At 71.8% G+C, this 13120-nt stretch carries 10 protein-coding genes; 5 read left to right on the top strand and 5 right to left on the bottom strand.

All coding sequences use genetic code 11. The annotated features are described in order from the left end of the window. Positions 1-69: 69 nt before the first annotated feature. Positions 70-3174: a S8 family serine peptidase gene (locus PLJ28_RS03115; RefSeq protein WP_298042830.1), complete on the bottom strand. Its 3105-nt coding sequence runs from the start codon at positions 3172-3174 to the stop codon at positions 70-72. Between the two features lie 321 nt (positions 3175-3495). On the opposite strand from PLJ28_RS03115, the gene PLJ28_RS03110 reads away from it, so the two are divergent. Continuing rightward, positions 3496-4539: a 3-methyladenine DNA glycosylase gene (locus tag PLJ28_RS03110; RefSeq protein ID WP_183530002.1), complete on the top strand. Its 1044-nt coding sequence runs from the start codon at positions 3496-3498 to the stop codon at positions 4537-4539. A 7-nt stretch (positions 4540-4546) separates the two neighbouring features. Here PLJ28_RS03110 and PLJ28_RS03105 read toward each other — a convergent pair whose 3' ends face one another. Together PLJ28_RS03105 and PLJ28_RS03100 are read right to left on the bottom strand one after the other, a co-directional pair. After that, entirely contained in the window at positions 4547-5239 is a 693-nt protein-coding gene (locus PLJ28_RS03105) for a response regulator (protein ID WP_183530004.1), read from the bottom strand. Next, a complete protein-coding gene (locus PLJ28_RS03100; protein WP_298042823.1) occupies positions 5236-7002 on the bottom strand; it encodes a sensor histidine kinase in 1767 nt (588 codons plus the stop codon). The genes PLJ28_RS03105 and PLJ28_RS03100 overlap by 4 nt, the downstream gene beginning before the upstream one ends. Before the next feature lie 232 nt (positions 7003-7234). Between PLJ28_RS03100 and PLJ28_RS03095 the strand changes: the two genes are divergently transcribed. Continuing rightward, positions 7235-8677: a CitMHS family transporter gene (locus PLJ28_RS03095; protein WP_298042820.1), complete on the top strand. Its 1443-nt coding sequence runs from the start codon at positions 7235-7237 to the stop codon at positions 8675-8677. Positions 8678-8715: 38 nt separating this feature from the next. Here PLJ28_RS03095 and PLJ28_RS03090 read toward each other — a convergent pair whose 3' ends face one another. Further along, on the bottom strand, positions 8716-9177 hold the full coding sequence (locus tag PLJ28_RS03090; RefSeq protein WP_183530010.1) for a YchJ family protein: 462 nt from the start codon (positions 9175-9177) through the stop codon (positions 8716-8718). Beyond that, positions 9167-9409, bottom strand: a complete 243-nt coding sequence (locus PLJ28_RS03085; RefSeq protein WP_324589876.1) for a hypothetical protein — start codon at positions 9407-9409, stop codon at positions 9167-9169. The genes PLJ28_RS03090 and PLJ28_RS03085 overlap by 11 nt, the downstream gene beginning before the upstream one ends. A 213-nt stretch (positions 9410-9622) precedes the next feature. On the opposite strand from PLJ28_RS03085, the gene purS reads away from it, so the two are divergent. From purS to purL, 3 genes are read left to right on the top strand one after another with little or no spacing between them, the layout of a single operon-like run. Continuing rightward, complete coding sequence (gene purS, locus PLJ28_RS03080) at positions 9623-9907, top strand: phosphoribosylformylglycinamidine synthase subunit PurS (protein WP_010143893.1); 285 nt, start codon at positions 9623-9625, stop codon at positions 9905-9907. After that, positions 9907-10698: a phosphoribosylformylglycinamidine synthase subunit PurQ gene (gene purQ / locus PLJ28_RS03075; protein WP_010143895.1), complete on the top strand. Its 792-nt coding sequence runs from the start codon at positions 9907-9909 to the stop codon at positions 10696-10698. The genes purS and purQ overlap by 1 nt, the downstream gene beginning before the upstream one ends. After that, positions 10695-13031 carry a phosphoribosylformylglycinamidine synthase subunit PurL gene (gene purL / locus PLJ28_RS03070; protein ID WP_298042811.1) on the top strand — a complete coding sequence of 779 codons (2337 nt, stop codon included), beginning with the start codon at positions 10695-10697 and terminating at the stop codon, positions 13029-13031. Before purQ ends, purL begins: the two co-directional genes overlap by 4 nt. Positions 13032-13120: the final 89 nt, after the last annotated feature.

Raw genomic sequence — 13120 nt, 5'->3', positions numbered from 1 at the left:
CGACTGACACGGCAGGGCCCCGGACCGATCGGTCCGAGGCCCTGCCGTCTTCACCGGTTCAGGGGCGGGTCACCGCTCCTTCACGAGGTCGGTCAGCGGTGCCTGCTCGACGTCCTCCGGGGTCAGCACGGTGCCGGCCGAGTCCGTCACCGCGGCCTTGCCCTCCGGGCCCACGGTCACCGAGACGGCGGTGGCGGTCCCCGGGACCCAGGAGATGAGCCCGTGCCAGGTCCCTTCCGTCAGCCCGTCCCAGGAGGCGGTCACCGTGGTGTCCTCACCCTGGGTCAGGGCCACCTGGTCCTCGGAGAGGCTCAGGTTGCCGGCATCACCCTGGGTCTTCACCGTGCTCAGCGTGGCGGGGGTGGCTGCCACGTCCGGGGACGAGTACAGGTTCGAGACCACGTAGTAGGTGCCCGGGGCCGGGTCGCTCAGCGTCAGCTGCTCAGAGGCGGAGGCGGTGGCGACCTGCAGGGTCCGGTTGTCCGGGGTGATCACGAACATGTCCCAGTCGGCGGCCTCGTCACCGGACTGCAGGTGCCAGCTGACGGTGGTGGTGCCCGGTTCGACCGTGGTCGCGGACAGCTGGTTCGAGGCGTCGGTGGCGCCCTTCAGCGGACCCGGCACCTTGGCGAAGACCTCGTCGGCGGACTTGCCCAGGCCCAGGACGGTCGGCTCCACGGTGGCGGTGATGCCACCGGTCAGCGTGACCTCAGCCGATCCCTCGGCCCCGGTGCCCTCGATCGCCCGATCGGCGGCCACGTCCACGGCCCGCAGCGTCACCGGGGAGGTGACGTCCGGGGAGCGCCTCTTGCCGCCGGACCACGTCAGGGAACCGTGCTGCCAGGTGTTCGCCGGTGCACCGTCCCGGGTGAAGGTGACCTTCACCGTGGCCGACCTGCCCTTCTTGAGGTTCAGCGTCGCCGGGGAGGCGGTCACCGTGAACCCGGGGACGTCCGCGGAGAAGGACCAACGGCCGTTCTCCGTGGCCGTCAGGGTCCGGGTCACGGTGGCCGAGCCGGCCACGTCGGAGACGGCGTAGGACGGGACGTTGACGTCCCGGGCGGCGATCTTGCCGTTCAGGAACCTGTTCCAGTGCCGGTCGTTCGAGTCGTAGACCAGGCCCGGGGCGGCCATCGCCTGGGGGTCCGCGGAGCCGGCACCGGTGGCGAAGTTGTCCAGGTTGGCGGAACCGTCAGCGTTGTACACGTCCTGGGTGGAGGTCATCATGGCCGACTTGACGGCCATCGGTGACCACCTCGGGTGCTTCCCGTACATCAGCGCGGCCATGCCGGCCAGGTTCGGGGCCGCCATGGAGGTCCCGGACATCAGGCCGTACTCGTTGCCGTTGTAGTTCGGGTCCAGCGGGGAGACACCGGCGATGACGTTGACGCCCGGTGCGGCGATGTCCGGCTTCAGCAGGTCGGAGTTGACCGCGTTGGACGGACCGCGCGAGGAGAACCCGGCGATCTGCGGGACCGGCTGGGCCTCCAGCCCGGTGGTGTCACCGGGGACGAGGGTGGCCTTGAGGTCCGTCGTGGCCACGAGCTGGCGGACGGACTCATCGGAGGTGTGCACCGTGGGGACGGAGTGCAGGTCGGCATCCTCGGAGCCCCCGCCGACGTTGACGAGGATCATGCCCACGCCACCGGCCTCGGCCACGGCCTTGGACTTGTCCACGCGAGCCGTCACGCCACGGTCGCACAGCACGATCTTGCCGGCGGCCGCCTCGGGGTCCAGGGCGCCCACGGCGCAGAGCCGCGCGTCCTCGGCCGCGGCACCGGCCTTGGCGATCTCGCTCGAGAGCACGACGTCGGCCGGACCGGCCCCCTCGACCATGGACGAGACACCGCGGACCTTGGTGCCGTCCTCGAACTCCACGGTGCCCGTCAGTTCGTTGGAGAACGTCTGGGCGGCCACCGAGGTCAGCCACGGGGCGGAGTGGTTGACCGTGTTGGCGGCGGGTCCGGAGTTACCGGCGGAGGCGGAGACGAAGATGCCCGCCGCCGCCGCGGATTTGAAGGCCAGGGACACGGGGTCCACCACCGAGGTGTTGTTGCCGGAGATGGAGTAGTTCAGCACGTCCACGTTGTCCACGATGGCCTGCTCGATCGCCTGCACGGAGGCGGAGGAGTAGCAGCCACCGGTGTCCGGGTCGGTGTCCTCCCAGCAGATCTTGTAGACGGACACCTTGGCCTCGGGCGCCACGCCGGAGCCCTCACCGTAGTCGCCGCCGTTCATGACCTGGTCCACGCCGTCGTTGCCCGCCGCGGTGGTGGCGGTGTGGGTGCCGTGGGAGCTGATGTCGATCGGGGACAGCCGCTCGTTGGGGTCGCGCTTGTCGACGGGGACGAAGCGCTCGAAGTCCTCCGAGTAGTACCGCGCCGAGAGCACCTTGGAGTTGCACTCCTGTCCGGTGAAGTCCTGACCGGGCTCGCACTCACCCCGGAAGGTGGTGCCGTCGGACTTGAGCATGGCGATCCCGCCGTCGGCGGTCAGGTACGGCTCCCCCACCCTCGGCTTCTTCCGGCCCGGCAGCGCCTTGACCGGATCGCCCGCCAGCATGTCCTGGTCCGGGAAGTAACCGGTGTCGATCACGCCGACCACCACGCCCTTGCCCGCGTTCTTGACGCCCCTGTAGGTGTCCTTCCAGGTGCCCTTCCGGCCCGGCAGGTCGAGGAACTCCACGGAGGAGTAGTCCGGGGCCGCCTGCGTGTTCTCGGCCACGCCGAGCACGTCCGGGTGACGCGAGATCTCCAGGGCCTGCTCGGCGGTGAGGTCCGCCGTGAAGGCGTTCAGCGCCACGGAGAAGGACTGGTCCACCTCGACGTCCTCCGCCGCCGCGACCTTCTCCTGCTTGCCCTCCAGGAACTGCTCGTACTTGCGCACGTGGGCCGAGTTCGGGTTGAAGACACCCTTCGGGGCGGCCGTCGGCGCGAGGTCGTCCTCACCGCCCGTGTAGGTCAGGGCGGGGTCGTCCTTGAGGACGACGAAGTACTTGCCGTCCTTGTACTCCTGCACCGCCGACTGCAGCACGGAGTCCACCGAACCGGCGTCGAGGCCGCCGGCATCGGGCGCGGCCTGGGCGCCGGGGAGCAGGAACGAACCGGCCACGAGGGGCAGTCCGGCCGCGAAGGCCGTGAGCGAGCGGCGCCGGCCTCTGGATTTCTCTGACATGTGGCTTGGCCTTCCTCACCAAGGTGCGAACCGGGCACGATCATGCCCGGCTGGTCCTGTCGCCGGGGAATGCGCCTGCTCCGCGAGACGGGCACGGGGCCCCGGGGCGCACATGGAGACGGTGGAAGTGATGCCGACCACAGGATGGGGATGACTGAAGATTACCTGAGTCCGTGGGCCCGGCGGAAGGCTTGAAACACATCTTTTACAGGGGACGATGCGTCATGGCCGCTTGTCGGGCCCGCCTTCCGTCCTGTCCGGGCTTCCCTCTCGTTCCGTCCGGCCCCCCGGGCGCACCCCTCCAGCGACTACTCTGGAAGGGTGCCCCCTCCCCGCCTCGATGGCCTGTCCGTGCTGCCCCCGCAGCAGTGGCGGAGCCGCGCGGAGTCCCACCGGCAGCGCATCAGCGCCTACACCGCACCCCTGAGGGACCTGCACTCGGCGGGGGTCCGGCACCCGGTGCACGACTTCCTCTTCTCCTACTACTCGCTCACCCCGGGTGCCCTCGAACGCTGGCACCCGGGGGCCGGCGTCGTGCTGGCCGCAGGCCCCGGGGCCGGGACCCCGGGAGAGGCCGCACGGCCCGATGCCGGCCCCGCCCCGGGCCCTCCGCCGCACCCCGATCGCGGGGAGGCCCCCGATGCGGCCCCCGGCGCGGCCCCCGCGGGCGCCTCAGGCGGCTGGCGCTTCTACCGGTGGATCGATCCACGCCCCGGACTGCCGTCGGGTGGCTGGACGGTCGACGTGGGGGCATTCCTCGACCGGCGCGGGTCGATGGTCGAGTTCGCCCACCGGATCCTGGGGGCCACCGTGCGGCGGCCGGCCCGGCTCGCGTGCTTCGGCCTGCACGAGTGGGCCATGGCCTATCGGTCGGAGGTCCACGGAGTGCGGCACTCCACGGTCCCCCTGCGGCTGGGCGCCGAGGGGACCAACGAGGTGGTCGAGCGGAACCGGATCTCCTGCACGCACTTCGACGCCTTCCGCTTCTACGCCCCCGAGGCCGCGCCGTTGAACGAGCTGCAGCCCACCCGGGCCACCCAGGTCGACCTGGAGCAGCCCGGCTGCCTGCACGCGAACATGGACCTCTACAAGTGGAGCTACAAGCTGCTGCCGGTGCTCAGTTCGGACCTCGTGGCCGACTGCTTCGAGCTGGCCTGGCGGATCCGGACCATGGACATGCGTGCCTCCCCCTACGACCTGGCCGACTGGGGCCTGGAGCCGATCCGGATCGAGACGCCGGCAGGCCGCGCGGAATACGTGCGGCACCAGCGCGGATTCGCGGAGGAGTCCACCGTCCTCCGCCGCCGGCTCCTGGAGGCCTTGACCGCCCTGGAGGACGTCCGGGCCCCGGGTGATCGCCCGTGAGGCCCGTTCAGCCCCGGGCGATCGGGTCCAGGGGGCCGTAGCGGTGCTCCGGCCGGCCCCGGGCACCGTAGCGCAGCCCCAGGTTGACCTGGCCCGTCTGCGCCAGGTGGGAGAGGTACCGCTGGGCCGTGGCACGGGAGATCCCGACGGCCTCCGCCACCTCCATCACGGTCAGGTCCTCGACGGCACCGTTGACGGTCTCCAGCACCGACTGCTCCGTGGTGGCGGCCGCCGACGGCGGGGCCTGTTCGGCCTCGGCCAGCAGGACGCGGCGTGCCCGGTCGATCGCCACCTGGTCGTGGGTCCCGGCCGCCAGCAACCGCCGGTACCGGGCGTAGGCCCGCAGCCGGTCCGCGAGCGCCTTCTCCTCGAACGGCTTGACCAGGTAGGCGAGCGCGCCGCGGCGCAGGGCCGTCCGGACGGATTCCCCCTCGCCGGAGGCGCTGAGGACGAAGGCGTCCACGTCCAGCGCCGTGAGCAGGTCCAGCCCGGAGACGTGGGGCAGGTATAGGTCCAGCAGCACCAGGTCAGGCGTGGTGTCCGCGACCGTCCGGACCACCATCCGGGCGTCGTTCACCGGCGGCAGGGCCGTGAAGCCGGGCACCGCGTCCACATAGCCGGCGTGCAGGGAGGCGACCCGGAAGTCGTCGTCCACCACCAGCACCCGGAAATCGCCTCCGCGGTCCTGCAGTCCCGTCATCGCTGAGCCTCCTTCGGCGTCGCCCGTCCCGGTGACGGTTCGGAGACCGCCAGCACCCCCGGGAGCCGGGCGCAGAACAGGGCCCCGGCGCCGTCCGTGGTGCCGGGTTCAGCCAACCACACATCCCCTCCGCGCTGGCGTGCCAGCCTGCGCGCCAGGGACAGTCCCATCCCGTGGCCGTGGGCCTCGTGCTCCCCGGCCTCCCGGGTGGTGGTCCCGGCGGCGAAGATGTCCAGCCCCGCGGGCACCCCGCCGCCGGAGTCCGCGACGGCCAGGTGCAGGGTGTCGCCGTCACCCAGCAGGTCGACCTCGACCCAGGGACGCCCGGGGGCCTCCACAGCTTGCCCGGTGGGCGGGTCCCCACCCGGGGCCTGGCGTTCCAGCGCGGCGCGGACGGCATTGTCCAGGAGGTTGCCGAGCACCGCCGTGGCGTCCTGCGGATCGACCACGGTCTGCCAGAACGAGGTCTCATCCCCGACCCGGATCTCCACCCCGAGTTCGTGGGCTTGCACGCCCTTGGCCCCGAGGAAGGCCCGCAGGAAGGTGTCCTGCACCGCCTCGATCCCGGGCACGGGGTCACGGACCGGTCCGGAGTCGATGACCTGCTGCAGGAACTCCCGTGCCTCCTCGAGATGGCCCGCGGACAGCAGGCCGGAGAGGGCGTGCAGACGGTTGGCGAACTCATGCCGTTGCGCCCGCAGGGCGGAGGCCATGGTCTCGACGGCGTCGAGCCGGCTGCCGAGGGCCTCCACGGCCGTCGTGTCCCGCAGCATCACCACCGCCCCCAGGTCGACGTCGCCTCGCCGCACCGGGACCACGGAGGCGATCATGGAGGACTCACCCACCGACAGGCGCAACCCGGTGGACGGGGTGGCGGGGTCCAGGGCGGTGGCGACGGCTCCCGTCAGCGTCGGCGGCAGTCCGGCCTCGTCGTAGCGCCGGCCCACCACGTCGTCCCGGTCGGTGCGGTGCGGCAGGCCCAGGAGGAGCCGCGCGGCCTTGTTGCGGACGGTGATGACGCCCTCGGGACTGACGCCGATCACCCCGTCCTGCACCCCGTAGAGGACGGCTGCCTGGTCCCGTGCCGAGGCGGCGATCTCCTCGGGCTCCAGCCCGAGGGTGAGCCGGCGCAGGCGACGCTGCAGGGAGACGGAGGACACCGCGGCCAGCACCAGGCCGCCCAGCCCCACGACGGCCACGGACGCGGCGGCCTGGCGGACGTCACCCGCCACGGCGGCCACGGATACCCCGACGCTGATCTCTCCCGTCACGCGAGAGCCGTCCGGGGACCAGACGGGGACCTTGGCGCGCAGGGACTCGCCGAGGGTGCCGCGCTCGGTGGACGTGTCCTCGACCCCGGACAGCGCCACCGGGTCCGTGCTGACCCGCTGGCCGATCAGGTCCGGGTTGGGATGGGCCAGGCGCAGCCCCCGGTCCTCGGTGGCGATCACGAACAGGGCCCCGGTGCGCTGGCGGATCTCCTCGAGGGAGGACTGCAGCGGGCCGGCGGCGAGCGCGCGGGTGTCCAGGGCGTCCTCGTCCGCCTGCTCGGCCACGAGCTCGCGCACCTCCGGGATGGAGGCCACCGTGCGGGCGATCCCCAGGGCCTCCTGCTGCGCCTGGTCGTGGATGCGCCGGGTCGTGAGCCAGCCGATGGCCAGCAGGCAGATGACCAGCGTGCCGGCCACGGCGGCGAACAGGAGCGCCGTCATCCGCCCGGAGAAGGATCCGCGGGGACGGCGGGACTCGCGCGTGGTGCTCACGCCCCCACTGTAGGACCCGGCGGCAGCGCCGCGACCGGCCCCTGCCCACCGCCCCCGGCATCCACGGCGCGTGAGCACAATGAGCGCAATGCGTGGAATGGGTTGATTCCCCGTTAGCGAGCAGAAGGGCGTTCCGTGGGCTGCGTCACCGTAGGGTGACTGCGAATCGCGGCCCCGTGTCGCCCGTCACACCCGCCGGCGTCCGCCGGCCCTCCCCGAACCAGGAGTTCCCATGCTCGTCCTGCTGGGCTTCGCGATGGTGGCCACGTTCATGGTCCTCATCATGACGAAGCGGATGACGCCCCTGCTGGCGCTGATCCTCGTCCCCACCATCTTCGGCCTGTTCACCGGTGCCGGCCTCGGACTGGGGGACATGATCCTCGAAGCCATCGGCCAGATGGCCCCCACGGCCGCCCTGCTGATGTTCGCCATCGCCTACTTCGGCATCATGATCGACGTCGGCCTGTTCGACCGGTTGGTGAACTGGATCGTGCGCGTGGTGGGCCACGACCCCGCCAAGGTGGTCATGGGCACCGCCCTGCTGACGGCCGTCATCTCCCTGGACGGGGACGGTTCCACCACGTTCATCGTCGTCACCGCCGCCCTGCTGCCCGTCTACCACCGGCTGGGCCTGAGCCCGGTGGTGCTGACCTGCGTGGCCGGGCTGACCAACGGCACCCTGAACATCGTTCCCTGGGGCGGACCCACCGTGCGCGCGGCGGCGGCCCTGAACGTGGACGCAGCCGAGATCTTCGTCCCCATGATCCCCTCGCTGCTGGTGGGCCTGGCCGTGGTCTTCGCCTTCTCCTGGCTGCTGGGCCTGTCCGAGCGGCGCCGCCTGCGCCGTGACGACCCCGAGCGCTGGTCCGGCCCCGGTGTCCCCGCCGGGACCTCGACCGGTGGACCCGGCGGCCAGCTCGTCCCGGCGGGGGCACCCGCCGGGACGCCGGGCACCTCCCGCGCGCCGTCCGGCGTCGGGCTCCTGGAACGCACCGTGACCGAGACCGCCCCGGAAATGTCCGGGACCGCTCTGGACCCGGAGCGCGAGACCCTGCGACCGCGGCTGTTCGTGTTCAACCTCGTGCTGACCGTGGCCATCATGGTGCTGCTGGTGGCGGACATCGTGCCCCTGGCCTACCTGTTCATGATCGGCACCGCCGTCGCCCTGCTGGTGAACTTCCCGAACGTCAGGAAGCAGGCCGAGGTGCTGGGCAACCACTCCTCCTCGATCGTGGCCGTGGTGTCCATGGTGTTCGCCGCCGCCGTGCTCACCGGCGTGCTCTCCGGCACCGGCATGGTGGAGGCCATGTCCCAGTGGCTCGTGGACGTCATCCCGGACTCGATGGGACCGATCCTCGCGGTGCTCACCGGGCTGATCTCCATCCCCGCCACGTTCTTCATGAGCAACGACGCCTTCTACTTCGGCATCCTGCCGGTACTGGCCGAGACCGGTGCGCACTACGGGATCCCCGCCGTGGACATGGCCCGGGCCTCCGTCACCGGGCAGCCCGTGCACATGCAGTCCCCCCTGGTCCCCGCGATCCTGCTGCTGGTCTCCATGGCCAAGGTGGACCTGGGCGACCACCACAAGAAGGTCCTCTGGCGGGCCTGCATCGTCTCACTGGCCATGCTGGCCTCGGGCGTGGCCTTCGGGGTCATCGGCATCTACGGCTGAGCGACGCGCTCCCGGCCACCGCGCAGGGGCCGGGAGACTCAGCTGACGTCGCCGTCGTAGTAGAGCCAGGTGCCCTCGCGGCGCACGAACCGGGACGTCTCCTGCTGGGTCCGCCGGCCCGCGGGGGTCCGGAAGTGCGCCGTGAAACGCACCGTGCCCGCATGGTCGAACGGCCCGCCGCCGGAGGTCTCCTCGACGTCGAGGCGAAGCCAGTCCAGGTCCTCGTCCGGTCCCGCCCCGGGGGCGTCGAGCGCCAGCGACGCCGGCCGGGTCTCCGGCGCCCAGCTCGCCAGCAGGTACCGCTCGGCCTCGGGGAACTCGCCCTCGGAGGCCAGCGCGAACGCCGAGTAGCGCGAGCGCATCAGGGCCTCCGCCGTGGGCGCCGACAGGATGCCGTGCGCGGCGAACCGTGCGTGGAAGCGGCCGCAGCAGGACCCGTAGAGCTCTCCGGTGCCGCAGGGGCAGCGGCGCGCTGCCAGCTCCTGGGTGTCAGCGGCCATCGTCATCCACGGTGGCCCGGACCGCCACCTGCCCCGAGGGGCCGGTGGTGCCGGAACCGGCGGCCCGGCGTCCCGTCCCCGCCGCGGCGCCCGGCTGCTCCGCGGCCTTCGTGGCCAGCTGCCGCACCGTCGCCCGGGACCTGCGCACCGACCAGGTGATCGCGATCCCCGCGGCCACCAGTGCGGCGGCCATGGCGGCCGGCAGCACCGATACCCCGTCGGCCCCGGTCATCCGTGCTTCTGCGCGGTCTCGTCCGCGGTCCCTGCTCTGCCCCATGGGCCCAGCGTAGGCCGGGGCCCCGGCCGGCCGGAACAGCGGGACCCCGGCGGGGGACGGTGGCGGCGCGGCCGGGTCACGTCACCCTTCGTTCCCGCGGGGGCGGCCCGCGGCGGGCCGGACTAGAATGGGGCAAGCCCTCCCGCTGAACCCTTGGAGAACTCCCCCATGCCCACGATCGTCGTCGACGTCATGCCCAAGCCCGAGATCCTTGACCCGCAGGGCAAGGCCATCGCAGGCGCCCTCCCCCGACTGGGATTCACCGGCTTCGCCGCGGTCCGCCAGGGCAAGCGCTTCGAGCTCACCGTGGACGGCGAGGTCACCGACGAGGTCCTGGCCCACGCCCGCGAGGCCGCCGAGCAGTTGCTGTCCAACCCGGTGATCGAGGACGTCGTGAACGTCGAGGTCCTGCCCGACGCCGCGGGCCACCCGGCCGAGGGGCCGACGGCCTGATGAGCACGGACCTGCCCCTCATCGGAGACTTCTCCACGGCCGGACCCGTCCTCACCGGGGCGCGCGTCGGCGTCGTGACCTTCCCCGGAACGCTCGACGACCGGGACGCGGCCCGCGCGGTGCGCCTGGCCGGCGGCGAGCCGGTCGCCCTGTGGCACGCCGAGACCGACGGCGGCGCGGCCCTGTCCTCGCTCGACGCGGTCATCATCCCCGGCGGTTTCTCCTACGGCGACTACCTGCGCGCCGGGGCGATCTCCCGCTTCGCCCCGCTGATGGACGCGATCATCGCCGCCGCCGGCGGACGGGACGGGTCCGGGAGCGGACTGCCCGTGCTGGGCATCTGCAACGGCTTCCAGATCCTCACCGAGGCGCACCTGCTGCCCGGGTCGATGATCAAGAACGACCACCTGAAGTTCATCTGCCGCGACCAGGCGCTGCGCGTGGAGAACAACGCCACCGCCTGGACCCGGGACTTCGGCACCGGTGAGGAGATCACCGTGCCGCTGAAGAACCAGGACGGCCAGTACGTGGCCGACGAACACACCCTCGACGAGCTCGAGGGGGAGGGTCGCGTGGTGTTCCGCTACGTCGGCTGGAACCCGAACGGCTCGCGCCGGGACATCGCCGGCATCTCCAACGCCGCCGGCAACGTGGTGGGACTCATGCCGCACCCCGAGCACGCGGTGGAGGCCGGGTTCGGCCCCGACTCGGACCACGGCATGCGCATGGGCACGGACGGACTGGGGGTCTTCACCTCGGTGCTGGCCTCGATCGCAGGAGAGACGAAGTGACTGACCAGACGAGCCGACAGGCCACCGCGACGTTCAACATCGACACCGTCGAGCACGCCGCGCAGACCCCGGACACCGAGCTGCCCTGGGCCGAGCTGGGGCTGAAGCAGAACGAGTTCGAGGAGATCGTGAGGATCCTCGACCGCCGCCCCACCGCGGCCGAGCTGGCCATGTACTCGGTGATGTGGTCCGAGCACTGCTCCTACAAGTCCTCCAAGGTCCACCTGCGCCAGTTCGGCGAGAAGGTCACCGAGGAGATGAAGAAGGACCTGATGGTCGGGATCGGCGAGAACGCCGGCGTGACCGACCTCGGGGACGGCTGGGCCGTGACCTTCAAGATCGAGTCCCACAACTCCCCCTCCTACGTGGAGCCCTTCCAGGGAGCCGCCACCGGCATCGGCGGCATCGTCCGGGACATCATCTCCATGGGCGCGCGCCCGGTGGCCGTGATGGACCCGCTGCGCTTCGGCGCGATCGACCACCCGGACACCGCTCGCGTCATGCACGGGGCCGTGGCCGGGATCGGCAGCTACGGCAACTCCCTGGGCCTGCCGAACATCGGCGGCGAGATGGTGTTCGACCCGATCTACCAGGGCAACCCGCTGGTCAACGCCCTGGCCGTGGGGGTGCTGCGCCATGAGGACCTGCGCCTGGCCAACGCCTCGGGCGTGGGCAACAAGGTGGTCCTGTTCGGCGCCCGGACCGGCGGCGACGGCATCGGCGGCGCCTCCGTACTGGCCTCCGAGTCCTTCGACGACGCCAAGCCCTCCAAGCGCCCCGCCGTCCAGGTGGGCGACCCGTTCGCGGAGAAGGTACTCATCGAGTGCTGCCTCGAGCTGTTCAAGGACTCGCTCGTGGAGGGCATCCAGGACCTCGGTGCCGCCGGCATCTCCTGCGCCACCTCCGAGCTGGCCTCCAACGGCGAGGGCGGCATGAACGTGGAGCTGACCTCCGTGCTGCTGCGCGACCCCACCCTGACCCCGGGCGAGATCCTCATGTCCGAGTCCCAGGAACGGATGATGGCCGTGGTGACGCCCGGGAACGTCGAGGCGTTCGAGGCCGTCATGGCCAAGTGGGACGTGGAGTACTCCTGGCTGGGCGAGGTCACCGACGACAACCGCCTGACCATCACCTGGAACGGCGAGGTGATCGTCGACGTCGACCCCCGCACCGTGGCCCACGACGGCCCGGTCTACGACCGGCCCTATCACCGCCCGTCCTACCAGGACGCGCTCGTGGCGGACACCTTCCGCTCGGCCGTCGACGCCGGTCGCGTCCCCGCGCTGCCGGGCACCGGTGACGAGCTGCGCGCCGCGGTGCTGGAGCTGATGTCCTCGCCGAACCTGGCCGACGTCTCGTGGGTGACGAGGCAGTACGACCACTTCGTGCAGGGCAACACCGCCATGGCCGCCCCGGACGACGCCGGCGTGGTCCGGGTGGACGAGGAGACCGGGATGGGCGTTGCCGTCTCCACCGACTGCAACTCCCGGTACACCTACCTGGACCCGTACGCCGGTGCGCAGCTGGCCCTGGCGGAGTCCTACCGCAACGTGGCCACGGCCGGTGCGGTGCCCAAGGCCGTCTCGGACTGCCTCAACTTCGGCTCCCCCGAGGACCCCGAGGTGATGTGGCAGTTCGCCGAGGCCATCCGCGGCCTGGCGGACGCCTGTCAGCAGATGGGCGTGCCCGTCACCGGCGGCAACGTCTCCCTGTACAACCAGACCGGTTCCACGCCCATCCACCCCACCCCGGTGGTGGCCACCCTGGGTCAGTTCGACGACGTCTCCCGCCGCACCCCGTCCGGATTCCACCGTGACGCCGACGGCCAGGCCGTGTACCTGATGGGCGTCACGCGCGACGAGCTGGACGGCTCCGAGTTCGCCCGGCTGCGCGATCACCTCGGCGGCGTGCCCCCGCAGGTGGACCTGGCCACCGAGAAGCTGCTCGGCGAGCTGCTGATCAACGCCTCCCGGGACGGGATGATCGACGCCGCCCACGACCTCTCCGAGGGTGGGCTGGCCGCCGCGCTGTCCGAGATGGTGCTGCGCTTCGGCGTCGGCGCCCGGGTGTCCCTGGACGAGGTCATGCAGCGCGACGGCGTGGACGCCTTCACCGCCCTGTTCTCGGAGTCGCAGTCCCGCGCGATCGTGGCCGTGCCGCGGACCGAGGAGGTCCGGTTCAAGGACATGACCACGGCCCGCGGCTTCCCGGTGGCGCGGATCGGCGTGGTGGACGCCGCCTCCGGGGCACTCGAGGTGCAGGACCAGTTCGTGCTGCCCCTCGAGGAACTGCGCGAGCGCTGGGCCGCCACGCTGCCCGAGTACTTCGGCTGACCCAGCGGACCCACCCAGGCAGCGCGGCCGGCCCGCGCGATGACCATCAGGTGCTGGATCCGTCGCTTTCCCCGCGCGGGGAGGGCGAC

It is taken from the genome of Citricoccus sp. (genome assembly GCF_035445025.1).
GTDB lineage: Bacteria > Actinomycetota > Actinomycetes > Actinomycetales > Micrococcaceae > Citricoccus.
This window is presented reverse-complemented; position numbering and strand designations above follow the sequence as displayed.

Bases quoted from the DNA above. Each gene is read 5' to 3' on its own strand.
- PLJ28_RS03105 (WP_183530004.1), bottom strand. From the start codon at position 5,239: ATGACGGGACTGCAGGACCGCGGAGGCGATTTCCGGGTGCTGGTGGTG.
- PLJ28_RS03095 (WP_298042820.1), top strand. From the start codon at position 7,235: ATGCTCGTCCTGCTGGGCTTCGCGATGGTGGCCACGTTCATGGTCCTC.
- purS (WP_010143893.1), top strand. From the start codon at position 9,623: ATGCCCACGATCGTCGTCGACGTCATGCCCAAGCCCGAGATCCTTGAC.
- PLJ28_RS03090 (WP_183530010.1), bottom strand. From the start codon at position 9,177: ATGGCCGCTGACACCCAGGAGCTGGCAGCGCGCCGCTGCCCCTGCGGC.
- PLJ28_RS03115 (WP_298042830.1), bottom strand. From the start codon at position 3,174: ATGTCAGAGAAATCCAGAGGCCGGCGCCGCTCGCTCACGGCCTTCGCG.
- purQ (WP_010143895.1), top strand. From the start codon at position 9,907: ATGAGCACGGACCTGCCCCTCATCGGAGACTTCTCCACGGCCGGACCC.
- PLJ28_RS03085 (WP_324589876.1), bottom strand. From the start codon at position 9,409: ATGACCGGGGCCGACGGGGTATCGGTGCTGCCGGCCGCCATGGCCGCC.